The 20188-nt window shown below is 73.3% G+C and carries 30 protein-coding genes; 1 reads left to right on the top strand and 29 read right to left on the bottom strand.

The features are described 5' to 3' along the window. The first annotated feature begins 218 nt into the window (after nucleotides 1-218). The gene (locus ACI1MP_RS38180) at nucleotides 219-626 is read left to right on the top strand and encodes a hypothetical protein (RefSeq protein ID WP_404871049.1); all 408 of its coding nucleotides are present in this window, start codon (nucleotides 219-221) and stop codon (nucleotides 624-626) included. Nucleotides 627-826: 200 nt separating this feature from the next. On the opposite strand, the gene ACI1MP_RS38175 is transcribed toward ACI1MP_RS38180, so the two are convergent. The 29 genes from ACI1MP_RS38175 to ACI1MP_RS38035 form a co-directional block, all read right to left on the bottom strand. Continuing rightward, nucleotides 827-1096, bottom strand: a complete 270-nt coding sequence (locus ACI1MP_RS38175; RefSeq protein ID WP_404871048.1) for a hypothetical protein — start codon at nucleotides 1094-1096, stop codon at nucleotides 827-829. Continuing rightward, nucleotides 1089-1388, bottom strand: coding sequence for a hypothetical protein (locus tag ACI1MP_RS38170; protein ID WP_404871047.1), 300 nt, complete (start codon nucleotides 1386-1388; stop codon nucleotides 1089-1091). Before ACI1MP_RS38170 ends, ACI1MP_RS38175 begins: the two co-directional genes overlap by 8 nt. Before the next feature lie 44 nt (nucleotides 1389-1432). Next, a complete protein-coding gene (locus ACI1MP_RS38165) occupies nucleotides 1433-2095 on the bottom strand; it encodes a hypothetical protein (RefSeq protein WP_404871046.1) in 663 nt (220 codons plus the stop codon). Further along, nucleotides 2095-2577: a hypothetical protein gene (locus tag ACI1MP_RS38160; RefSeq protein ID WP_404871045.1), complete on the bottom strand. Its 483-nt coding sequence runs from the start codon at nucleotides 2575-2577 to the stop codon at nucleotides 2095-2097. The genes ACI1MP_RS38165 and ACI1MP_RS38160 overlap by 1 nt, the downstream gene beginning before the upstream one ends. A 14-nt stretch (nucleotides 2578-2591) precedes the next feature. Then, a complete protein-coding gene (locus ACI1MP_RS38155; protein WP_404871044.1) occupies nucleotides 2592-3302 on the bottom strand; it encodes a hypothetical protein in 711 nt (236 codons plus the stop codon). Between the two features lie 91 nt (nucleotides 3303-3393). Then, complete coding sequence (locus ACI1MP_RS38150) at nucleotides 3394-4251, bottom strand: hypothetical protein (RefSeq protein ID WP_404871043.1); 858 nt, start codon at nucleotides 4249-4251, stop codon at nucleotides 3394-3396. Between the two features lie 80 nt (nucleotides 4252-4331). Next, nucleotides 4332-5207 (bottom strand): hypothetical protein, encoded by an 876-nt coding sequence (locus ACI1MP_RS38145; protein WP_404871042.1) that lies wholly within the window; start codon nucleotides 5205-5207, stop codon nucleotides 4332-4334. After that, nucleotides 5207-5914 (bottom strand): GGDEF domain-containing protein, encoded by a 708-nt coding sequence (locus ACI1MP_RS38140; RefSeq protein ID WP_404871041.1) that lies wholly within the window; start codon nucleotides 5912-5914, stop codon nucleotides 5207-5209. The genes ACI1MP_RS38145 and ACI1MP_RS38140 overlap by 1 nt, the downstream gene beginning before the upstream one ends. Nucleotides 5915-6013: 99 nt before the next feature. Then, entirely contained in the window at nucleotides 6014-6952 is a 939-nt protein-coding gene (locus ACI1MP_RS38135; protein WP_404871040.1) for a DUF6919 domain-containing protein, read from the bottom strand. A gap of 60 nt (nucleotides 6953-7012) precedes the next feature. Beyond that, nucleotides 7013-7591, bottom strand: a complete 579-nt coding sequence (locus ACI1MP_RS38130; RefSeq protein WP_404871039.1) for a hypothetical protein — start codon at nucleotides 7589-7591, stop codon at nucleotides 7013-7015. Nucleotides 7592-7780: 189 nt separating this feature from the next. Continuing rightward, a complete protein-coding gene (locus tag ACI1MP_RS38125) occupies nucleotides 7781-8311 on the bottom strand; it encodes a hypothetical protein (protein WP_404871038.1) in 531 nt (176 codons plus the stop codon). An 81-nt stretch (nucleotides 8312-8392) separates the two neighbouring features. After that, complete coding sequence (locus tag ACI1MP_RS38120) at nucleotides 8393-8590, bottom strand: hypothetical protein (protein WP_404871037.1); 198 nt, start codon at nucleotides 8588-8590, stop codon at nucleotides 8393-8395. Nucleotides 8591-8791: 201 nt separating this feature from the next. Next, nucleotides 8792-9481 (bottom strand): hypothetical protein, encoded by a 690-nt coding sequence (locus tag ACI1MP_RS38115; protein WP_404871036.1) that lies wholly within the window; start codon nucleotides 9479-9481, stop codon nucleotides 8792-8794. 104 nt (nucleotides 9482-9585) lie between these two features. Continuing rightward, nucleotides 9586-10029, bottom strand: a complete 444-nt coding sequence (locus ACI1MP_RS38110; protein ID WP_404871035.1) for a DUF6251 family protein — start codon at nucleotides 10027-10029, stop codon at nucleotides 9586-9588. A gap of 105 nt (nucleotides 10030-10134) precedes the next feature. After that, nucleotides 10135-10692 (bottom strand): hypothetical protein, encoded by a 558-nt coding sequence (locus tag ACI1MP_RS38105; RefSeq protein WP_404871034.1) that lies wholly within the window; start codon nucleotides 10690-10692, stop codon nucleotides 10135-10137. A gap of 97 nt (nucleotides 10693-10789) precedes the next feature. Continuing rightward, nucleotides 10790-11002 (bottom strand): hypothetical protein, encoded by a 213-nt coding sequence (locus ACI1MP_RS38100; RefSeq protein WP_404871033.1) that lies wholly within the window; start codon nucleotides 11000-11002, stop codon nucleotides 10790-10792. A 14-nt stretch (nucleotides 11003-11016) separates the two neighbouring features. Next, nucleotides 11017-11259 carry a hypothetical protein gene (locus ACI1MP_RS38095; RefSeq protein ID WP_404871032.1) on the bottom strand — a complete coding sequence of 81 codons (243 nt, stop codon included), beginning with the start codon at nucleotides 11257-11259 and terminating at the stop codon, nucleotides 11017-11019. A 120-nt stretch (nucleotides 11260-11379) separates the two neighbouring features. Further along, complete coding sequence (locus ACI1MP_RS38090; RefSeq protein WP_404871031.1) at nucleotides 11380-12321, bottom strand: DUF4097 family beta strand repeat-containing protein; 942 nt, start codon at nucleotides 12319-12321, stop codon at nucleotides 11380-11382. A gap of 121 nt (nucleotides 12322-12442) precedes the next feature. After that, nucleotides 12443-12637 (bottom strand): hypothetical protein, encoded by a 195-nt coding sequence (locus tag ACI1MP_RS38085; protein ID WP_404871030.1) that lies wholly within the window; start codon nucleotides 12635-12637, stop codon nucleotides 12443-12445. Between the two features lie 29 nt (nucleotides 12638-12666). Continuing rightward, complete coding sequence (locus tag ACI1MP_RS38080; RefSeq protein WP_404871029.1) at nucleotides 12667-12972, bottom strand: hypothetical protein; 306 nt, start codon at nucleotides 12970-12972, stop codon at nucleotides 12667-12669. Nucleotides 12973-13007: 35 nt separating this feature from the next. Beyond that, the gene (locus tag ACI1MP_RS38075) at nucleotides 13008-13223 is read right to left on the bottom strand and encodes a hypothetical protein (RefSeq protein ID WP_404871028.1); all 216 of its coding nucleotides are present in this window, start codon (nucleotides 13221-13223) and stop codon (nucleotides 13008-13010) included. Then, nucleotides 13204-14037 (bottom strand): hypothetical protein, encoded by an 834-nt coding sequence (locus ACI1MP_RS38070; RefSeq protein WP_404871027.1) that lies wholly within the window; start codon nucleotides 14035-14037, stop codon nucleotides 13204-13206. Before ACI1MP_RS38070 ends, ACI1MP_RS38075 begins: the two co-directional genes overlap by 20 nt. A 206-nt stretch (nucleotides 14038-14243) precedes the next feature. Continuing rightward, nucleotides 14244-16820 (bottom strand): DNA translocase FtsK, encoded by a 2577-nt coding sequence (locus tag ACI1MP_RS38065; protein ID WP_404871083.1) that lies wholly within the window; start codon nucleotides 16818-16820, stop codon nucleotides 14244-14246. A 98-nt stretch (nucleotides 16821-16918) separates the two neighbouring features. Beyond that, entirely contained in the window at nucleotides 16919-17305 is a 387-nt protein-coding gene (locus ACI1MP_RS38060) for an RRQRL motif-containing zinc-binding protein (RefSeq protein ID WP_404871082.1), read from the bottom strand. Beyond that, entirely contained in the window at nucleotides 17302-18711 is a 1410-nt protein-coding gene (locus ACI1MP_RS38055) for a DUF2637 domain-containing protein (RefSeq protein WP_404871081.1), read from the bottom strand. Before ACI1MP_RS38055 ends, ACI1MP_RS38060 begins: the two co-directional genes overlap by 4 nt. Continuing rightward, nucleotides 18711-18914, bottom strand: a complete 204-nt coding sequence (locus ACI1MP_RS38050) for a hypothetical protein (RefSeq protein WP_404871080.1) — start codon at nucleotides 18912-18914, stop codon at nucleotides 18711-18713. The genes ACI1MP_RS38055 and ACI1MP_RS38050 overlap by 1 nt, the downstream gene beginning before the upstream one ends. Continuing rightward, complete coding sequence (locus tag ACI1MP_RS38045; RefSeq protein ID WP_404871079.1) at nucleotides 18911-19243, bottom strand: hypothetical protein; 333 nt, start codon at nucleotides 19241-19243, stop codon at nucleotides 18911-18913. Before ACI1MP_RS38045 ends, ACI1MP_RS38050 begins: the two co-directional genes overlap by 4 nt. Next, nucleotides 19240-19482, bottom strand: a complete 243-nt coding sequence (locus ACI1MP_RS38040) for a hypothetical protein (RefSeq protein WP_404871078.1) — start codon at nucleotides 19480-19482, stop codon at nucleotides 19240-19242. Before ACI1MP_RS38040 ends, ACI1MP_RS38045 begins: the two co-directional genes overlap by 4 nt. Beyond that, nucleotides 19479-19913 carry a hypothetical protein gene (locus tag ACI1MP_RS38035; RefSeq protein ID WP_404871077.1) on the bottom strand — a complete coding sequence of 145 codons (435 nt, stop codon included), beginning with the start codon at nucleotides 19911-19913 and terminating at the stop codon, nucleotides 19479-19481. Before ACI1MP_RS38035 ends, ACI1MP_RS38040 begins: the two co-directional genes overlap by 4 nt. Between the last annotated feature and the right edge of the window lie 275 nt (nucleotides 19914-20188).

Genomic DNA, 20188 nt, shown 5'->3' with positions numbered 1-20188 from the left:
CGCGCAGCGCACCCGTCCACGGCTCCCGGTGCTCGGTCCGCGTGGTCTCGGGGCTGCTCCTCGGGCCGGTCCACAGGGGCCGCCTCGTCTGATGCTCTGTCATCGGACCATCGTCCCGGACGCCGGGGGTCGAGAAAGTCGGAACGAATCCGGCGCCAAGCAGCGCCACCTCGGCCGAACCTCAGCAGCCGATGCGGCGGCCCCACTAGCGTCAGACCATGAGCGATCCCCACCCGCAGTACGACCGGCCCCAGGCCGGCTGGATGGCCTGCGCCTACGGGGCCGTGGCCCTTGGCATCCTGACGCTGGTCCCGTCCCTGCCCTCCCTCCACCATGTGGCCGTGCTCGGCGGCTACTCCGGGACCATGGCCTGGTTGTGGGTCGTGCTCTCCGTCGGCGCGGCCGTCGTCGGTCTACTCACGGTGATGTTGCTGCTCGTGCTCGGCTCCAAGGTCGGAACGTGGCCGGTGGTCATGCTCGCGTTCGGATTCGCCGCAGCGGTGGGCGCCGACGGCTACAACGGCGCTACGACGGCCATGTGGACGGGCATGGCCGCCTTCCCGCTAGCCACCCTGGCGGCCATCTTGGCCACTGGCCGCGCTCTCCGCCTGGGGGCGTTCAAGTAAGTGCCCGTCAGCAAGGGGGTTGACAAGATCGCCGACCGAATCGAGTATTTGGTCTGCTGGATCTTCTGCACCTTCAGGGTCGCCCCGGGAACGCCGGGAGCGGCCCTTCGTGTTTCCCCCCTGCCCGGGGCTGCCGAGTTCTACCCTGGGCACGACGAGACCCCCTGACACTTGCTCTGTCAGGGGGTCTCGCGTGTTCGTCAGAACGGGAAGATCCGGGTCAGGACCACCTGGTGGTGTTCGGCGTCGATCCAGTACTCGACAATGCCGCCGCCGCCCGGGATCGGCAGGGTGCGCCAGGGGTCACCCTGGGCTGCCGGCCGGCTGCTCTCCAGCCAGGGGTTCTCGGCAATGGCCACCGTCAGAGCGACGACCCTGGAGAACAGCTCCACCGGCAGCGCCGGATCGGCGAGGGCGTCCTCGACCGCCTCGGAAGGGATGACCGGCCAGAGCTCGTCTTCGTCACTCACCGGGCATCTCGCCGCCTCGCTCGCGCCGGCGCTGGTGGACCTGCTCCCAGGAGACCGTCCGGAGAGTCCCGGCGTTGGCGGCCGCGATGATCCTCTCCCGCTGCGGGTCGGTGTCGAGCATCGCTTCGCCCCACCAGGTCGCGACGACCTGCTGCAGCTCCTCACCGGCCTGGGCCTGGCCCACCTGCCGGTAGAACTCCATCCTGCGGGCCGGGGCCAGCGCAGCGGCGATGCCGTCGATGGTGCGCGGCACCCGCGGTTCGGGGTGGTGGTGTACGGGCTGGACGCTCATGGCCGTGTCCCTCCTGGTCGTCACCGCCACGGTAGTCGCGGCCCTCACCGGATGCTCCCCTCGGCCCCGGCCTTCGCCGAGGCGGTGTCGGCCAGCTGCTGCTCGATCCACTTCACCGCCGCCGCGATCGTCCGGAAGTGCAGGTCATCGGACCGGGCCTGGTGCTTGAAGGCCCAGGACTGCGTGTCGTTCCAGTCGGGCTCGCCGAACGGCACCAGGTCGGTGGAGGCGGTGAAGCCGGGCGCGAGCCGCTTGCCGTCGGCCGGCCAGATGGCGCCGACGACGTCGTCCGGGGTGAGCCGGTCGGCTTGGCGGCGGGCGACCAGGTACCAGAGCGGGTCTCCCGGGGTGTCCGAGAGCAGGCCGAACTGCGGCGGCGGCCCGGTGTAGACCCACAGGGAGCCGACCTTGCGCGGCGGGGTGCCGTAGCCGACCTTGCTGGTGGTGCGGTGGCCACGGACGAGGGGCTGTTCGGCCTGCAGCAGCCGGGCGGCGCCGCAGGTCCGGCACAGGATGCGGACCTCCAGCTGCTCGACCCGGTCGCCGTGGTGGCAGTCGTAGGACGGGCAGCTGTGTCCCTCGTCGCCGTCGCCGCGCAGAACGTCCGGCTGGATGCGGTAGTCGACGTCCCAGCCGGTGGCGGTGCAGCCGGCCTCGTGCTGCGGGGCGGTGAACCCGAGGTGCGCCGTGAGCGCCGCGAGGTCCATCAGGCGTCCGTGCCGGTGCCGAGGAGCTGCGCCTGGAACGCGCGGTGCGCGGTGAGCTCGGGGCCGTCCTGCAGCGTGTACCAGCCCTCCATGCCGAGGCTGATGATGTACGCCTCGATCGCGCACCGGGCGTGGGCGTGGCCCAGGGTGTTGAGGAAGTCGCCGAGGACGACGGGCTGGCCGGAGGCGTAGGAGCGGGCGAGGGCGAGGAACCGCTCGTCGCCGCCGGTCAGGTAGATGCCCTTGTCCTCGGCGAGCGCGTCGAGGTCGACGTGGCCGGTGAGCACCTCCAGGCCGTCGCGGTCGGTCTCGTAGCGCAGGTGGACGTGCCGGGCGATGTCGCCCCGGCCGAGCAGGTCGGTGAACGTGAGCAGGTGCATCGCGGCGCGGCGGGTGTCGCCGCCGGAGAACCGGGTGCCGGCCATGACGGCCTCGCGCAGGGTGTCCGCGGTGAGCGAGCGGGGGTCGGGTGCGGTGGTCACTGGTGTGGGCCCTTTCAGACGGTGTAGCGGATGAGGGCGGCGTCGACCCGGTCGCGGGCGACCTTCTGGATCAGGCTGCCGGTCCACCGGTCGTACGCTTCGGCCTGCTCGCCGCGCAGCTCGATGGTGGTGCCGGGCTGCGGGGTGCCGATCGCCTCCAGTAGCAGCGCGGCGTCGGCGTCCTGGTCCACGCCGCCGAGCAGGTCGAGCGCGACCTCCAGCTCCCGGACGACGTCGGCCTGGGTGTAGGTGTGGCGGCGGGCGCCGATGTGGCTGTCCATGTCGGTGCGCCGGTCGGCGACCTGGTCGAGGACCTCGATCAGGTCGCGGTGGTCGGCGGGCCGGGTGGTCGGCAGGGCCCGGCGCAGGTGGTCGAGGAGGTTGGTCATCACCGCGAGGTCGAAGCGGCTGATGGTCACCGGGTACAGGGAGGCGCGCTGGTAGCCGGCGCCGGTCAGCAACTGGTAGCTGCCGGGCACCGGTTCCTCGTCGCGCCGGTCCCGCAGGTGGGAGGTCAGCGGCTCGGGCAGGACGGAGAGGATGCGCCTCCATGCCTGCTCGGCGGCCCGCACGTTGAGGGTCTGCGGCATCTGCCAGTCCTCCTCGTCGGGGTTCTCCTCGCCGCTGACCGGCTGGAGGTAGCCGACCAGCGGGTCTTCGACGTGGTCGAGCAGGACCAGGACCTCGTCGATGTCGGGCACGAGTGCGGTGACGGTGTCGCTCACGGGTTCGAGTTCCTCTCGAAACGGGCCGGGGGCCGCCCGCTGGCAGCCCCCGGTGCCATCTTTGCGTGTGGGTAGGACAGCGCGGGTGGGGTCAGGTGAAGAGGTTCGGGCCGATGGTGTCGCCGAAGTCCTCGCCGGGCTCGACCCGGCCCGGCAGCAGGCTGTAGCCGGGGGTGGCGTTCTCCTGGTTGCGGGGCGAGCGGCCGGTGAGAACCTGGCGCAGGGCGTCCATGCCGTACAGCTCGCCGACCATCTCGATGGCGTCCTCCAGGCCGGGCTCGCCGCCGAGGGTGTTGGTCTGCAGCGCCTTCTCCTCGGCGGTGCACGCCCGGTCGAAGAGGTCGTAGATCCGCTGGTAGTCGGTGTCGCTGAGGGGGAGGTTGTGCTCGGCGGGCACGGAGTTCTCCTTCGCGGGGGTCTGGGTGGAGGCGGCCCAGAGCTGGGCCTGCAGGTGGGCGACCTGGCGCCGCAGCCGGCGGGGGTCGTCCAGCGGCGTGGTGACGTCGAGCAGGGTGACCGGCGTCGCGGCGGGGTCGCCGGCCTCGGTGTAGGTGAGGTGCCAGGCGGCCTCGTCCCGCCAGTCGGTGAGCTCGGTGTGGATGTTGGGGACGGTGAACACGGCCCAGGACTCGCGGGTGCGGCGCAGGCTGGTGAGGACGCCCGGGGTGGGGTCGTCCAGGAGGTTGACCCAGTCGTGCGTGCGGCGCATATGCCGGTTGGCGGTGGCCACCAGGCGGCGCCAGCCGAGGTCGTGACCGAGGGCGATGAAGGCCGTCTCGGTCTCGCGGTCGGTGGTGAGCGCGCTGACCGGCAGGCCGTACGGGGTCTCGAAGCCGAGGTCGGCGAGCTCCTGGAGGTCGCCGAGGTCGGGGTGCCAGATGTCCTCGAAGGGGAGGCCGGCCTCGTTGAGGGCCGGGGTGAAGCGGGTGATGCGAGGAGTGGTGTCCATGCGGTTCTCCCGAATCGGGCGGCGTTGGACCGGGCCTGTTGGACCCAACGGAGGTGTTGGGTCCAACAGGCCCGGCGGGATCAGGCGGCGAGCCGGTGCGCGGCGCTGGTGGCGGCCTCGGCGGTGGCCTCGCGCCACGCGTCCACGACGGCCTTGGGGATGACGCCGGCCGGGGCGACCGTGACGCCGGTCGCGGCGGCCCAGGCCCGGACGGTCTTCGGGTCGTAGTCGCGCTCGCGCTTCTTCGGCGCGGTCTTCGCCGGGGCGGGCTGGAGCTCGGCCACGCGGCCGCGCAGCGCCTGCAGCTGCTCCTCCAGGTGCCGGATCTGGCTCTGCGCGGCGTGGAGCTCGTCGTCGGTGGCGCGCCGCTTGCGCAGGGCGGCGATGCCGGCGCGGACGGCACTCGCGTGCTCGCGCACCTCCTTGTCGGCGTGCGCCTGGCCCCAGGTGATGAGCTCGTTGAGGACCTGGTCCGCGGTGATGTCCTCGATGAGCTCGACCGGGACGGTGACGCTGTTCAGGTCGGTGAGGTCGACCGCCGGGGCCGGCGGCGTGACGGTGGCGACCAGGTCGCCGGTGGGCGGGTTGGCCATCAGGATCTGGTGGACCTCGTCCAGCGGGATGCGGAGCTCGGCGGCGATCTCCTCGGCGGTGCGGCCGTCGTTGCGCATGGAGACGGTGACGGCGGTGTAGGCGTTCGGGCTGGTGGCCATGGGCATTCCTTCGGGCTTCGGCCGCCGGGCGGCGGCGGTGTTGGGGGTGTTGGTCCTGTTGGGGGCAATGGGGGTGGTGGCGGGGCCGGCCGCGCCGGGGGCGAGGCCGAGGACGTCCAGGAGCAGGCGCAGGTCCTGCGGCCCGGTCGCGTTGCCGGCGCAGACGAGGGCGGCGGCGCGCTGGTCGGCGGCGGTGGCGGTGCGGGCCGGGATGGAGGAGTCGCGTTCGGGTGCGGCGGGCATCAGGCGGCCCGGCGCAGGGTGTGGGCGAGGAGCGTGGGGGTGGGCCAGCGACGTCCCCGGCGGCCGCGCTTCTTGCTGCGGTACATCGCGGCGTCGGCGGCCTCCAGGGCGGCGGAGACGGTCGGCACCACGAGGTCTGTGAGCGCCGCCGCGCCGACGGAGGCGCCGACCTGCAGGAGACGGCCGCGGTAGTCGACCGGCTCGGCGAGGGCGTCACGCAGTTTCGTCACGCGCTCGGCGAGGTCGCCGTGGTCGTCCGGGACGGCGGCGACGAACTCGTCTCCGCCGAGGCGCCCGGCGCATCCGGCCGGGCCGCACCAGTCGGCGAGGCGGCGGGCGGTGGCGGCGAGGACGGCGTCTCCGGCGGCGTGCCCGAACCGGTCGTTGACCGGCTTGAAGTGGTCGAGGTCGCACAGGAGGACCACCAGGGGGCCGGCGGCGGCGAGCTGCTCGGCGCGCTCGGTCCAGGCCTGGCGGGTGACCAGGCCGGTGAGCGGGTCGCGACGCGCGGTCTGCAGCCGGGCGGCGAGACGGTCGCGGTCGGCGAGGGTCTCCTGCAGGAGCGGCAGCAGCGCGGCCAGGTCCTGGTGGACGTACCAGGCGGCGCGGGGGCCGGCGTCCTCGTCCAGCTCGGAGGCCCAGGTGCGGGCATGGGCCTCCAGGTGCTGGCGGGCGCGGTCTATCAGTTCGGCGGTGGCGGGTGCCATGGTGGTGGTTCCTCTCCGTGCTGGATTGCGGGACGAGGGAGCCGGGGCGGCCGGCCTGGGTAGGGATGCGGCCGCCCCGTGCCGATCGGTGACTGGTGCTCAGGTGCGGGGCGCGGTGGTCCAGGGGTCCTCGGACAGGACCGTGAAGTGCTCGACCTCGGCGTCGGTGTCGGCGGGGGAGCCGTCCTCGAGGGAGTCGGCTTCCTCGCAGGCCTGGGTGCAGTACCGGCGGGAGCCGTAGAACGGGGCGCCGCACAGGTCGCACTCGTTCTCGTCGGGCTCGCCGTCGAAGTCGTCGTCCTGGTCGTCGCCGAAGTCGTCCGGTGCGTCGATGCCCGGGGTGCCGTAGGCGCAGGCCCGGCAGAGCGTCTCGGCGCCGTGGGTGGTGAGCCAGCAGCCGTCCTCACGGCAGGGCTCGTACGGGCTGCAGCCGCACCGCTCGCAGGAGGCCGACTCGCCGAACGCCTCGGCCAGGGCTCGCCACAGGGCACCGCTCGGGCTGGGGACGGGTTCGGTGAGGGTGATCTGCCAGGCCAGCTCCATCGCGCGGACGGCTTCGCGGCCGGCGCCGCGCCAGATCCACCGCACCTCGGAGCCGGGCAGCGCCTGCCCGGCCCGGGTGTGCGGCCGGCCATCCCGTTCGGTGACGACGATCGGCTCGGGCAGCGGGCCGAGGTAGGTGGAGCGGTACTCGCGGATCTGCAGGTTCCACTCCTCGGCCGCGACCCGCAGCCGGTTCAGCACGTTCGGGTCGGTGACGAAACCGGTGACCGCGGCCTTCTGGGTCCACCAGGCGTTGTCGGCGCCGACGCCGCTGTAGCCGGGCTGGGAGAACTCGGTGACGTACCCGCCGCGGTTGGCGAGCAGCAGGGCGGCGAGGAGGTCCGGGGTGCTGGTGGTCTCCGCGTCGGGTCCGGTGCGGCCGACGACCGGGTGCCAGGTCAGGCGGCCCTGGAGCCACTGGGCGGTGAGCTCGCCGAGGTCGGCGGTGGTGCGGGCGGCGCGCCAGCGCCGGCGGTCGCGGAGGGAACGGAGCACGGGTGCCTCCTGGCGGTGTCGTGGGTGCGGTTGCCGCGCGGGGCGGCCGGTGAGGGTGGGTCAGGCGCGGACGGCGGCGAGGATCGCGGGCTCCAGCTCGTGCGCCTCGGCCTCCTCCAGGCAGACCTGCGCCTCGGCGCGGTAGCTGTCGGCGATCGGCCGCTCGACCAGCTGGTGGTTGGCGCGCAGGTCCTCTAGCCGGGAGGCGCGGCGGCCGGGCCGGTGGAGCTGGGCGGCGTGGATGAGCTCGTGGCCGAGGGTCTTGATCAGCTCGTCCTCGGATCCGCCGAGCAGTGCCGGGGCGAAGACGACGACCAGGACGTGGTCGGCGGCCAGCACGCAGGTCGCCATGGCCGCGCTGTGCCGCGCGCCGCGCCAGGTGGCCAGGGCCGCACGGATCCGGGTCCGCAGCGGGAAGCCGCCGACGGCGCCGGCCTCGGCTGCGGTGGCGAGCCAGGCGCCGGCGATCCGGCCGGTGACGGCGATGCGGACCTCGGGCAGCGGGCCGGCCAGGCGCTCGACCGCGCCGACGATCCGGGGCAGGTGGTGGCGGACGGGGTCGGCGACCAGGTCGGTGCGCCAGGAGGGGATCGCGGTGGTGGTGACGGCGATTTCGCTCGGCGTGGTCTCGGTGCCCATCACGGCGTTTCCCCCTCCGGTCGGTGCGGGCCGTTGCCCACCCCTCCAATATGCCAACTTCAAGTTGGCCTGTCCAGTGTTGGCCAACAATCAGTTGCCATTAGGAGTGTTCGGCCTGTTGGGGGTATTGGGTCTTACAGCGTGTGAGCTGCGCCGATTCCCCCTCGCGGGAACCGACCCCACGGGCGGTCAGGTCCGGTCGGTCCGGCCGGCACCCGTCCCAGCGGCGTGGAGCAGTGCCAGGGTCAGTCCGCGGATCTGGTTGGCGACGGCGTACGTCGTGGCGTCGAGGTCGCCGCTGAGGCTGTCCGCGATGCGCAGCGCCTCGGCCCGCAGGTCGCGCACCGGGGCCGGTACGGGGACGCCGTGGTTGTGGGCGTGGACCACCTGGGCGCGGCTGGTGAGGGCGGGGCCGCGCAGGAACGGGCTGTCCTGGTACTCCCAGTCCTGGACCTGCAGCACGACCCGCTGGCCGTCGTGGGTGGCGTCGACGGCCCACAGTTCCCGCTCGGCGTCGGCCTCCAGGAGCTCTGCGTCCAGCACCGTGCGGATGCCGACGCGGGCCGGGGTGAGGGGGGTGATGCCGAGGTCGGCGAGCACCTGGTTGATCTCGTCCGCCTGGCGCTGGATCTCGTCAGCCTTGGTGGTGCCGAGTCGGCGGTACTCGTCCTCGGCGGCCGCGTACCAGGCCGGGGCCTTCTGGTCGGTGGTGGTGGTCATGCTGGGCCTTCCGTTGTGTCTCGCGTGTGAGTGGCGCGCCGCCCCGCCGCCGAGGCGGCGGGGCGGCGCGGAAGGGAATCGTCAGCGGCCCGTGGGGGTGATCTCGTGGGCGTGGACCAGGACCGGGGCGATGTGCCACGCGATCCGGTTGACGGTCCATCGGAAGTCGGTGAGCTCGTTCGGCGGGAGCTCGTCCACGATCCGGCCGGTCCGGCCGACCGCTCGCGGGTCGTCCTCGCAGCTGGTGATCAGGACCTCGTCGCCGGCCTTGAACTTCATGGTGTTCTCCAGGGTTGGACCTGTTGGGGGCAACAGGTCTGATGAGGGGGCGGGGGTGGTCTCCCGGCCTGGGTGAGCGGGGTGGTGGTCTGCGGGTCCCTGGCGGCGACATGATGGTGGTCTTCCTGTCGCCTTGTGCGGGATGGGAGAGCCCGGGGCGGCCGGTGTGCCGGCCAGCGTGGCGGCCGCCCCGGGGCACAGTCAGAACGTCAGCTCGTCGTCGCCGCCGCGGTGCGCGGTGCCGGCGAGCACCGGCACCAAGGGCGAGGCCTCGAACGTGGCCTTGTCGCCGACGGCCATGCTGGCCATGTCGAGGTAGCAGGCGGTTTCGCGGAGCTCGGCCGCCTGGTCAACGTCGTACTGATCGCCGTCGCGCTCGGCGTACCGGTCGGCGGCCAGGGCGATGGCATCGTGGATCTGGCGGACCAGGTGCCCGCCCCGGATTCCGGCGAGCAGCTGGTCGAGGTCGGCGTCGGGCTGCTTGAGGTCGACGCGCAGCTGGCCGATGGCGACCGCGGCCTCGATCGCCCAGTCGATGTCGTCCAGGTCGGTGTCGAAGTCGTCGTCCTGGTCCTCGTACACGCCGAGGTCGGCCTCCGGGATCTCGGCGAAGTCCTGGGTGACGGGGTCGGGGTCGGCCAGGTCGGCCAGGGCCCACAGGAAGGTCCGCAGCGCGAACCCGGCGCCGAGGGTGGCCATCGCCAGGACGGCCGTGGCCTCGAAGGTCAGCTGCCGCAGGTCGGGGGCGGTGCTGAGGGACCAGGGCAGGAAGTGGACGGTGAAGATGAGGGCGCAGCCGAGGGCGCCGATGGTGTCGACGGCGGCGGCCAGGTGCTCCAGGAGCAGCTGCGCGGCGGTGCGGTAGCCGCGGGTGGAGAGGTGACGGGTCACGGAGTCCTCGCTCTCGGGTGGAGCGGGCCGGACGCTCTGTCCGGTCCCCCGCACCGCACCGGGGCCCCGATGGCTGCGGGGAGTCGGTGCGGCACGGCGGGCCGTCAGACGCGGGCGGAGCGGCGGGAGCGCCGCTTGGCGAGGGCGGCGCCGGCCTTGGCCTTGGCCACCTGGCCGGCTTCGCGGCCGGTCTTGTACTCGTTGAAGCTCCGCATCACCATCACGGCGATGACGGCGATGACCAGGCCGGTGATGGCCAGGGTCTGCAGCAGGCTGATGAGCATCGGGCCGAGGAGGACCAGGGCGGCGACCGCCCCGGCCCCGGCGCCGGCCGCGAGGACCAGGCGCAGGGTGATCGGGCCGAGCTCGCTGGCCTGCTGCGGCTGCTGCATGACGATGATCTGCGGCGGGGCCGCGTAGTACGGCATCTGCCCGGGCTGCTGGACGACGCCGGGCAGCTGGGTGCCGTACGGGCTGGGTGCGGGGTAGTAGGCGGCCGGCTGGACCTGGTGGCCGGACATCGGCACCGGGACGTAGTGGTCGGCCATGCGGCACTCTCCGTTTCTGTGGGTCGGGTGATCCGGTCTGTCCGGTCCCCCGCGCCGCACCGGGGCCCCGCTGGCTGCGGGGAGTCGGTGCGGCACGGCGATCCGTCAGCCCGTGCAGCTGATGGAGCCGAGGAAGCGGCCGTGGGCGTCGTGGCGCGGGAGCGTCCCGGTGCCCTTGCACCGGCGGCAGTTGGCGTGCGTGCCGGTGGTGAGCGGCCGGGCCGAGCGGCGGCGTCGGATGACGTACGCCCGGCCGGTGTCCCAGGCCCAGGAGCCGACGGCGGCAGCGCCCCGGCCGGTGACGGCGACGACCCGGCCGGCGGGGCGCAGGGCTCCCCGGTAGAGCACGGTCCCGGCGTAGGCGGCGGTGCCGACCAGTGCGAGGACCGGGTGCTCCCAGGCGAACTTGGCCGCGCGCATCGCCTTGGCGCCGATGGTCTTGGCCGGGGTCTTCTTCTTCGCCTGGGTCTTCTTCTTGGCGGCGGGCTTGGCGCTGGTGCGCTGCGCCGCGGCCGCCTTCTTCGCGGGCCGCGCGGTGGCGGCCTTCTTCGCGGGGGGCTTGGCCGGGGCGGTGGTCTTCTTCGCCGGGGCCTTCTTCGCGGTGGCCTTCTTGGCCGCCGTCTTCTTGGCGGCCGCCGGGGCCGGCGGGGTGGTGGTGCTCACGGAACCCCCTGGTGACAGGCGGGGCCGGGCTGTCCGGTCCCCCGCACCGCACCGGGGCCCCGCTGGCTGCGGGGAGTCGGTGCGGCACGGCGGGCCGTCAGCAGGCGGGCGGTTCCTCGGTGCCGTAGATGCCGTCCGGGTCCCAGGTCGGGTCCATGAACCGGCGGATCCGGATGTTCATGTAGATCTCGGCGTGCCGGGCCTCGCCCTGCTCGTCGTGGGCCTCGGCGGCCCGGATCAGGTCCTCCTCGGTCATGTCCTTGCCGGGCTTGTTGGTCCAGGACTCGCCTTCGTACGGGGTGAGGTCCACCTGCTGTGTCCTTCCTACTCGGTGGGCAGGTTCTTGATCTGCTTGCGGATGTACTCGCGGGAGAAGCCGGTCGCCTCGGTGGCGTCGACCTGGCGCAGGGCGCCGGAGCTGATCTCGTGGTCGACGGCGCGCCAGAAGGCGGTCTCGGCGGCGGCCTTGTCCTCGTCGCGCTTCTTGAGGGCCGCGGCCAGGCGCTCCTTGGCGGCCTGCCTGGCGGCGGCCTTGTCGACGGTGGGCTCGGTGTTCTCGGTGCTCATGTGCAGGCTCCTGTTCGGATCAGGGACGATGGGATCTCCCCCCTGCTCCTCTTGGAGCGGGTCGGGTGGCCCGGGACGGCCGACGATGCTTGCCGGCTGGGCGGCCGTCCCGGGGCGAAGTCAGTCGCGGCGGCGGCGCACGCCGCTGCCGGCGGCCCGGCGCTGGGGGGTGCGGACGCGGCCGGACATGCTGTTCGCCTGGACGTCGAGGTCCTCGGTGAGCGCGGCCTCGGTGGCGGTGACCGCGACGTCGCCGGACATGGTGCGGGCGGTCAGGTCACCGCCGGCGGTGGCGTGGACGGTGAGGTCGCCGCTCATGGTGTTCAGCAGGGCGGTGCCGCCGAAGTCGGTGACGCGGATGTCGCCGGACTGGGTGTTCGCCTGGACGACGTCGGTGCGGCCGAGGCGGATGTCGCCGGACTGGGTCTTGATGTTGGCGTCCTGGCTGCGCTCGATGGTGACGTCGCCGGACTGGGTCTCGACCACGGGCCGCTCCACCGTGTCGAGGCGGATGTCGCCGGACTGGGTGCGGGCGTTGACTGCGGTGAGGGAGCCGTCGGCGGTGACGTCGGCCGAGCGGGTGCGGGCGATGACCGTGCTGCCCTCGGGGACGGTGGCGATGATCTCGATCGGCGAGCCGCCGATGTGGACGGTGGTGCCCGCTCCGCCGTGGGAGATGACCTGGCCGTTCACGATGGTCTTGCCGCCGCCGAGGATCAGGTCGCCGTGGATGGTGCCGCCGACCATGCCGATGACGGAGCCGCCGAAGGAGACGCTGTCGAAGGACTGGATGACGGTGGTGCCGCGGTTGCCCTGGACCACGGAGGTGAAGCCCGCCGCTCCGGTGTTCTTCACCTGGGCGACCAGGGCGCCGCGCTCCTCCCAGCGCAGGACGGCGTCGGTGACCGCGTCGGCCGAGGAGCCCGTCTCGTCGGCGGTGCGGATGGTCAGGGCGGCGCGCTCGCGGCCGGCCTCGGCGCGGACGGTGATGCTGCCGGCGGGCAGGTCCAGGTCGAGGGTGACGGGGCCGGTGCGCTCGGCGTGCAGGGTGCGAGTGGTCATGTCGGGTTCTCCCGGTTCGGGGTGCGGGGCCGGTCCGGCCCCGCACACTCAGAATGCCAACTTTTCGTTGGCCTGTCTAGTGTTGGCCAACATTTCATTGGCCTTTTTGCGTCTTGGCTGGTCAGCGGCCCGACGGCGGGGCGGTGATGCTCGCCGCGGGCGAGGGGCCCGGGTCGGCCGGGGCGCTGTCGCCGTGGCCGCCGGCGGAGGCCAGCCAGAAGCCGGCGGCGAGTCCGACGACCGCGTAGACGACCGGCTTGTTCTTCTCCCACCAGGTCGGCTCGTCGGGCTCGGATATCAGGTAGCGCACGCCCAAGGCGGCGACTCCTTCGAGGTCAGGGGCGGTCACCCCCGGCCGGGGGCGGCGGCGCAGCGGGCGCCGGCGGGCTTCTTCTTGAGGCCCAGCCAGGTCTTCACCCGGCTCTCGCCGACGCCGATCCGGCGGGCGATGACCGCGACCGGGGTGTGGGTGGAGTGCAGGAGGCGGGCGGCGAGCTGCTGCTCCGCCTCGGTCAGGCCGTCGACCGCTTCGCCGTTCAGGGCGCGTTCGACGGCGATGTTGTCGATCAGGCCGTCCACGCTGGTGGCGCGGGCGGTGTCGACGTAGCGGCGGCGCTCGGGGCGGTGGAGCTCGCGGGTGGCGCGGATCATGGCGGTGGTGGTCCTTCCTGCGGGATGAGGTCACGTCAGAAGTGCAGGCCGCCGACCCAGCCGAAGATGGTGGCCATCAGGGAGCGGGCGGGACCGCCGAGGGAGGAGTCGGCGGTAGCGATGCCGGCGGCGACGCAGATGGCGGCCTGCCACCAGGCCAGGCGCTTGCGCCAGACCATCGCGGCGACGACGGCGTCCAGGACGATCGGGACGGACAGGTGGAGCTGCTGGTCAGCGGCGGCGAGCAGCATCGGCGGGCGCTCCGTTCGGTCGGGTGCGGGTCTTCTTCGGGCGGGTGGTGGTGCACTCGGTGCAGGGGATGTCGACGCCGGGGGCGGTGATGCGGCCGCTGTCCTCGCAGACCAGGCAGCGCGGCCCCCGCTTCGGGGCGGGAATGTCGAGCGCGTCGCGGTAGGCGGCGTACGGCGGGACGTCGACGTGCTCCTGGCCGTCGTCGGCCTCGGGCAGGTCCTCGCCCAGGGGCTCGTCCTCGAGGACGTCGTCCTCGCCGACGATGCGGGCGCGCAGCGCGGCCGCGCGGTCCGAGACGGCCTGCCCTGCCCGTTTGCGGCCGGTGCGCACGGCCTTCTTGAGGCGGCCGGTGGTCTGGGCCTTGATCTTCCGCTTGGCGCGCTTGGCGAAGTACTTGGTGAGGTAGACGGTGGCTTCGCGGCCCTCGGCCCAGTAGTCGACCGGCGGCGCCGGCTCTTCGCCGTAGCCGGCCTCCGTGAGCCAGGCCCACTCGGTGTCCGGGTCCGCCAGGTACCGGAAGCGGCTGTAGCCGATGAAGTGCTGGCGGTCCAGCCGCGGTTCGGACCATTCGTGGCGGTCGGGGCAGCGGGCCATCACCTCGGGGTCGGCGGACTCGATCAGGGTCAGGTCGAGGCCTTCCTCGGCGAGGCAGACCGGGCAGGAGAGCGTCCGCACGGCCCACCGCTCCATCGGGTTGGAGAACGGGCCGAGGACGATCTCCTCGTCCTCCTCCAGGTAGCGGAACGGGCGCTCGCAGCGGACGCGGTGGCGCGCGTTGATCGGGTCGGGGTGGGTCGGCCACTCGCGGTACACAATCGGACCTTTCGTGATCTTTCGGGCGGGAACAGGGCGGGAACAGCCGCAAACGCGCAGGTCAGAGGGGAGGAACAGGGGAGGAACAGGTCCTCGGGACCCGGAACCCGTTCCGGGCCGGCGGGGTGTGTTCCGCCCTGTTCCGGACGGCCCACACCCCGCTGACCTGCGGGTTCCTCCCCCGTTCCGGGCCTGATCGGGCCCGCTCAGGCCTCGCCGGTGATCTTCTTGAGGTCGGCGAGCTTCCAGCCCTTGACCGTCTTCGCCCCCGGCGCGGGCCGGAAGGAGTCGGTCTTCCACTCCTCGCCGCGCGGGTCGAGCACCGCCTTGATCGCGGCGCGCAGCGCGGTCACCCGGGTGTCCGCGTCCGCGAACGCCTCCAGCTCCCAGGCGGGGTCGAGCGTGCCCAGGTGCTCGGCCAGGTCGCCGGCGGTCAGGCCGGTCGGGTCGCCCGCCATCTCGAACGCCTCGCGGCACAGCTCGATCAGCGCGGGCACCGAGGCCTCGTCCTCGTCCTGGTCGTACTCGTCGGCGAGGTGCCCGGCGAGGTCGGCCAGGTCGTCGCTGGCGAACGCGGCCGACTCGGCGTCCAGCTGGGGAAGGCCGGCCTTCAGCCGCTCCGTCGCCCGGCGGTCCGACTCCTCGTCGGAGAGGATGCAGGCCCGGTAGGGGATCGGCTCGGTGTAGGCGCCGCCAGCCATCACGTACGCCACCCCGGCGTCGTTGACGTGGTCGCCCATCGCCGGGAGCAGCCGGTCCGGCCGCCAGCCCTGCGCCATCGCCCCGCCGCCCGCGATCAGCTTGATGTCGTCCACGTCGCACGCGCACATCAGCTGCGCCGGCAATTCGCTCAGCCAGGTGTTCGGCCCGACGCGGTCCTTGGTGACCCCCTGCGAGCCGACCACCAGGACCACGTCCGACTTCGCGGAGGTGAGGTGGATCTGCTGCGCGAGTTCGTCCAGCCGCAGGAACGGCTCCAGGTCCTCGGCGTCCTGTCCCTTGCGCGCCGCCTGGACGACCTGCGCCTCCAGCTTGGCCTTGGTCACCAGCGCCGGGAATTCGTCGATGATGACGGTGATTCCCGGGCGCTTCTTGGAGGACTCCCAGTTCAGGCCCATTCCGAGCTTGTTGAACAGCTTCGGACGGTTTTCGCCGATCGCCAGCGCCCATTCAAGAATCCGGCGCGCCTCACCCACGGTGCGGCCCAGCGCGTGCAGGTTCTTGGTGTAGGGCCCGAATCCGGCGCCGTAGGAGCCGAGGTCGATGCCGACCACGATCCGGTCCTCGCACGCGGTCAGCGCGTCGACCGAGGCGCGGATCAGCGTCGACTTCCCCGAGCGCGGCTTGCCGATCACGCCGACCGAGGTCCGCTTGCCCGGCAGGGCCAGCGGCCGGCCGGACATGTCGGCGCCGATCTGCGCGGTGTGCAGGTCGGCGGTGGTCACCGAGCCCGGGGCCCGGTACGGCAGCTGCGGCACGGCCTGCCACGGGTTGTCGCCGGGGATCCGCAGGACCGCCTCGTTGCGGGCCCGCGCGGACTGCTGCAGAAGGATCGAGTTGGTGCGCACGCCCGGCAGGCAGGCCTCCAGCTTGTCCAGGCCCTCGGAGAGCTTGGCGGGGGTCTGCCGGTGGAAGGTGACGTCGACCTCGAAGCCCCAGGCCTGCGGCTTGATCCGCAGGGACTGGATGGCGATGCCGAGGTCCTCGGTCAGCGCCTGGTGGAGCATCTGCTCGAAGTGGCGGACCGTCATGCCGAGCTCGAACTTCTCGGGCATGCCGAGCTCCTCGCGCTCGAGCGCCTCCAGGGCCTCGGCGTCCAGGTTCGGGGTGCGGCCGCCGTAGGCCAGGACGGCGATGTTCACCAGCGCGGCCGCGGCCAGGCCGAGCCCGCCCTCGTACCCGTACGCGGTCAGGTCGGCGGCGGCGAACGGGCCGACGGCGAGGACGGCCCGCATGCCGATCTTCTTGTGCGCGGCCTTCTTCATCGCGGTGGCCTGGACGAGGGCGAGCCGCGCGTCCTGGCCGGCCTTGTCGGCGGCCTTCTTCTTCTCGTCCCGCTGGCGCAGCGCGAACTGCGCCTGCCGGGTCGCCTTCGACGCGGCGGAGGCGAGCATCTTGGCCTGCTGCTCGACCGCCCGGGCGGTGGCGCCCTCGGTGCCGACGACCCAGCCCTGGATGCGTCGGCCGCCACGCCACGCGGAGGGGACGACGCCGCGCACCGTGGTCTGGCGCCGCACCCAGCGGCGGAGCTTGCGGCGGCCGCGGCGCTGCAGGTACTGACGGCGGGCGCGGCGGCCCTCCTTGGTGAGCAGCATGGGGTTGATCCACGGGGCGTCGCCCTCGGGGTCGTCCTCCAGCACCAGCTCGTCGGAGAGGTAGACCTCGCCCTCGAGGACCTCGTCGTCCTCGTCGCCGTCGGTGTCGTCGTCCTGGTCCTCGTCGTCGGCCGGGGCGGCGGCGGGCTTGGTCATGTCGATGCGCGGGCCGGGGAAGGGCAGCACGTTCGCGTCGGCGGTGTCCGACGACGCGAGGGCGGCCAGGACCTCGGCGAGCCGGTCGGTGCCGAACAGGACGTCGCGGGCCCGGCCGCCGTCGGCGGGGCCGAGGATGCCGGCGGCCTCCAGCTGGGCGAACAGGTCCTGGACCTGCGCCCAGCCCAGGCGCAGCTTGCGCTGGACCATGCTCGGGGAGCCGAACTGGGTGGTGACGACGAGCTCGGCGGCGTGCCGAAGCAGGTCGGGGTCGGTGGAGGGGAGGACGTGGCCTTCCAGGATCTCGGTCATGCTGGGTGTGCTCCTTGGGGAGTGCGGCGGGGCCGGGCTTTGCTGGCAGGCGGGACCGGCCCCGCCGGTGCGGGGGAAGAACGGGGTGGCGCTGAACGTCAGGCCGCGTAGGCGGCGGGGCCGTCGGCGCACTCGACGCAGGCGCCGAGCGAGCGCGGGATGCAGTAGTCCTTGACCTGGCCGCAGTCCGGGCAGGTGCGGCGCTTGCGCATCGCGGCCTCCAGGCCGGCGGCCTTGCCCGGGGTCATCGGGCGCACCGGCAGGGCGAGGTCGACGCGGTAGAGCCAGGCCGCGCGGGTGCCGCCGACGCGGCGGGCCTTGCGCGACTTCCACAGCAGTTGGCCGGCCACCGGCTGGCCGCCCGGCCGCAGTCCCTGCTTGCGGAGCTGGCGGCGGGTGGCGTAGCCGTCGGGGGCCATCCGGTACGGCCAGGTCGGCATGCCGTACCGCTCGCCCGTCGGGTCGAGGTGTCGGGCGTGGCTCATGCCGCCTTCACCCCGTACGTCGTCGGGTCGGCCTGGACCGCCTTGATCTGCTTGGCGCCCCAGTCGTCGGTCAGGTCGTAGGCCTTGCCGATCGCCGCCGGGGACGGCTTCTGGCCGCGGTTGAGGAGAGCGGCGATGTCGGCGCGCGCCTTGGCCCGCTTGGCAGCGAGGGCGTCGGCGTCCTTCTGCGCCTTCTTCGCGGTGTGCCGGGCCTGCGCGCGGGCAATCGGCGACTGCCGACGGGCAGGGGCCCGCTCAGGGCCCTTCTCGGGGCCGCTGGAAACCGGGGGGATCGGCTTGCTGACCTGCGGTTTCGGTGCGTGCACGTCGGGGTTGGCCGTCGGGATGGCGGTCGGGGCGACCCAGCCGTCCAGGCCGGGCAGCCACAGCGCCGACTGTCGGGCCTCGGCGGCGCTCTCGTCGGTGTAGACGCTGAGTTCCGTCACGCCCTCGTCGTCGGTGACGTTTGTGTCGGCGTCGTCGGCGAGCTCGACCAGGCCGCTGTCGGCGAGCATCGCGTCCTGCAGCCGGGCCCGGTTCCTGCGCCGGCGCCGCTCGCGGCGGGCCGTCACGCCGAGGGTCGGCGCGTGGTACTGGTCCCAGGCCTCGGCCCACGCGGCGTCAGCCGACATAGCACCGTGGGCGATGGCCCGGATCCGCCAGGCGGCGAGCGCGATGACGGGGTGGGCGAGGGTACGGGCGAGGTCCGCGCGGACCTCCGCCATCGGCCGGCCTTCCTTCGCCTTCATCAGCAGGCTCAGGAACAGCTCCCAGACGAACACGCCGGACAGCGAGGCGATGGCGTAGACCTCGCCGGTGCCCTCCGCCGCGTGGTGCTGGTAGTTCAGCGCCGCCGCGACGACCGCGGCGAGCGCGGTCACCAGCCGGTACTTCAGCGTCGGCCGGCCCTTGATGTGGGCGTAGAAGGCGAGCGCCGCCATGGTCCAGGTGACGCCCTCGGTGACCATCGGCACCAGGTTCGCCGCGCCGCCCATCTTGGCGCGGAAGCCGGCCGCCTGGCCGTCCCACGCGAAGTACACGCTGATCACGACCAGAGCGGCGACCAGCACCGAGGCGACGATCAGCGGGCCCTGCCCGGCCAGCGCCTGGCGGCGCCGCGCCCACGCCTCCCGGCGCGCCTTGGTCTTCTTCTCCTTCACGCCGTCCTGGATCTGCCCGATCTGGGCGGCGGCCCGGGCGCGGGCGATCTCGGCCTTGGCGCGGGCCTCCTCCGCCTCCAGGCTGTTGAGCACCGCCTGGTGCGAGGCCTGGCCGGCCTTGGCGACGGCCTCGGCGGCCATCGCGTCGGCGCGGGCCTTCGCCTCGGCGGCGGCGGCCTTGGACACGGCGCGGGCGTCGGTCCGGGTGAAGCCGTTCATCTGCGGCGGCGGCATCGTGGTCGTCATCAGCTGGCCTTCCTCTCCGAGCCGGACGCGGCCGGGGCCGCGATGGTGCGGGTGATGGTCTCGATCACGGCGAGCTCGGCGTCGACGCGGCGGATCAGGGCCCGCCGGTCGCGCAGGTCGCCGTCCTTCCAGAAGCGCGGCTCCCCGTGCAGGCGCACCATCGCCTCCTCGGCGATCAGCAGCGCCCGCTGGCGGCGGGTCACCTCGGGCCCCCGTCCGGGACCGGGGCCAGCAGCGCGAACACCTGGATCGCGGTGCCGTCCGTCTCCGGGTCGGTCTCGGCCTGCCAGTAGTGCCGGCCGCCGATCTCGACCAGCTGCGGCGTGATGCCGAGCTCGGCCGCGATCCGGTCGACCTGCATCAGCCGGTCGGTCTCGTCGCCGACCTGCGGCAGCACCTCGATGTAGATGCCGGTGGCGACGGCGGTGATCCGCAGCTCGGTGGTGGCCTGGGCGCCGGCCTCCAGCACCGCCGCGAGCGGGCGGACGCAGGCCAGGACGCCGAGGGTGGTGGTCAGGTCGTGGGCGCTCACCGGGCACCTCCGGCCGGGCCGGTGGTGCGCGGGGTGCGGACGGTGGTGACGACCGGGGTGTCGGCCTCGGCGGCGCCCTGCAGGTAGAGCAGGGCGGCGACGACGGGGACCAGGACCAGGCGGACCGGCACCGGGAGGGTGACGCCGAGCATCCACAGCATCCCGGCCAGGCCGAGGAGCAGGTGCAGGCGGCGGGCGGTCAGCGGGCTGACCTGGCGGGGGAGGCGGAGGTTCTTCACGACCGCACCGCCGTCCCGGCCGAGGCCAGCTCGCCGTTGCCGTACCGGCCGGAGCGGGTGACGTAACGCGGGCCGGAGCGGAACGGGGACCACCGCTCGACGGCCGCGGCCTCGGCCGGCGTCCACGCCGCCAGCTCGGCCTCGCGCTCGGCGCGGCGCTTCTCGTCGGTCAGCCGCTGGATCACGGTCTCGACCGCCAGCTCGGCCGCCTCGTCCGGGTCGGTGTCCTCGGACTCGACCGGGGCGGACTCCGGGTTCGCGGCGAGCAGCATGTCGGCGAGCAGGGCCAGGCGGTGGGAACGGGCGCCGCCACCGACCTGGTCGATCCAGGCCTGGGCGTCGGCGAGCGTCTCGGCCGCGATGATCGCGCCGAACGAGCGGCCGGCGCCGGGGGTGCGGTGCTTCGGGGCGGAAGAGGGCAGGATGGACACGCGGATCAGCTCCTAGAAGTGGTGGTCCGTGAGCGGCCCCGGGTGCCGGCGTGGACGAGACGCTGGCGATAGCCCGGGGCCGTGCCCGTTTCCGGGCACGACGAATAAGCCCCCTCCGAAGAGGGTTTCCGGCCCAACCCTTGCGGGCTGTGCTGTGAGACGAACATAGAGGCGGTCTAGAACGCTTGGCAAGTGCACGCGCCGAACTCTTCGTGTTCTAGCCCACTCGCGTGGCGATAAAGCCAAATCGTTCGCGTTCTAGTACGCTGACGGCA

This window comes from Kitasatospora griseola, assembly GCF_044999035.1.
In the GTDB taxonomy this organism is placed as follows: Bacteria; Actinomycetota; Actinomycetes; order Streptomycetales; family Streptomycetaceae; genus Kitasatospora; species Kitasatospora griseola.
This window is presented reverse-complemented; position numbering and strand designations above follow the sequence as displayed.

Coding starts and splice junctions, on each gene's coding strand:
- ACI1MP_RS38055 (WP_404871081.1), bottom strand. CDS start 18,711: ATGACGACCACGATGCCGCCGCCGCAGATGAACGGCTTCACCCGGACC.
- ACI1MP_RS38065 (WP_404871083.1), bottom strand. CDS start 16,820: ATGACCGAGATCCTGGAAGGCCACGTCCTCCCCTCCACCGACCCCGAC.
- ACI1MP_RS38125 (WP_404871038.1), bottom strand. CDS start 8,311: ATGACCACCACCACCGACCAGAAGGCCCCGGCCTGGTACGCGGCCGCC.
- ACI1MP_RS38080 (WP_404871029.1), bottom strand. CDS start 12,972: ATGATCCGCGCCACCCGCGAGCTCCACCGCCCCGAGCGCCGCCGCTAC.
- ACI1MP_RS38165 (WP_404871046.1), bottom strand. CDS start 2,095: ATGGACCTCGCGGCGCTCACGGCGCACCTCGGGTTCACCGCCCCGCAG.
- ACI1MP_RS38140 (WP_404871041.1), bottom strand. CDS start 5,914: ATGGCACCCGCCACCGCCGAACTGATAGACCGCGCCCGCCAGCACCTG.
- ACI1MP_RS38145 (WP_404871042.1), bottom strand. CDS start 5,207: ATGCCCGCCGCACCCGAACGCGACTCCTCCATCCCGGCCCGCACCGCC.
- ACI1MP_RS38150 (WP_404871043.1), bottom strand. CDS start 4,251: ATGGACACCACTCCTCGCATCACCCGCTTCACCCCGGCCCTCAACGAG.
- ACI1MP_RS38095 (WP_404871032.1), bottom strand. CDS start 11,259: ATGAGCACCGAGAACACCGAGCCCACCGTCGACAAGGCCGCCGCCAGG.
- ACI1MP_RS38170 (WP_404871047.1), bottom strand. CDS start 1,388: ATGAGCGTCCAGCCCGTACACCACCACCCCGAACCGCGGGTGCCGCGC.
- ACI1MP_RS38120 (WP_404871037.1), bottom strand. CDS start 8,590: ATGAAGTTCAAGGCCGGCGACGAGGTCCTGATCACCAGCTGCGAGGAC.
- ACI1MP_RS38110 (WP_404871035.1), bottom strand. CDS start 10,029: ATGGCCGACCACTACGTCCCGGTGCCGATGTCCGGCCACCAGGTCCAG.
- ACI1MP_RS38090 (WP_404871031.1), bottom strand. CDS start 12,321: ATGACCACTCGCACCCTGCACGCCGAGCGCACCGGCCCCGTCACCCTC.
- ACI1MP_RS38180 (WP_404871049.1), top strand. CDS start 219: ATGAGCGATCCCCACCCGCAGTACGACCGGCCCCAGGCCGGCTGGATG.
- ACI1MP_RS38075 (WP_404871028.1), bottom strand. CDS start 13,223: ATGCTGCTCGCCGCCGCTGACCAGCAGCTCCACCTGTCCGTCCCGATC.
- ACI1MP_RS38130 (WP_404871039.1), bottom strand. CDS start 7,591: ATGGGCACCGAGACCACGCCGAGCGAAATCGCCGTCACCACCACCGCG.
- ACI1MP_RS38060 (WP_404871082.1), bottom strand. CDS start 17,305: ATGAGCCACGCCCGACACCTCGACCCGACGGGCGAGCGGTACGGCATG.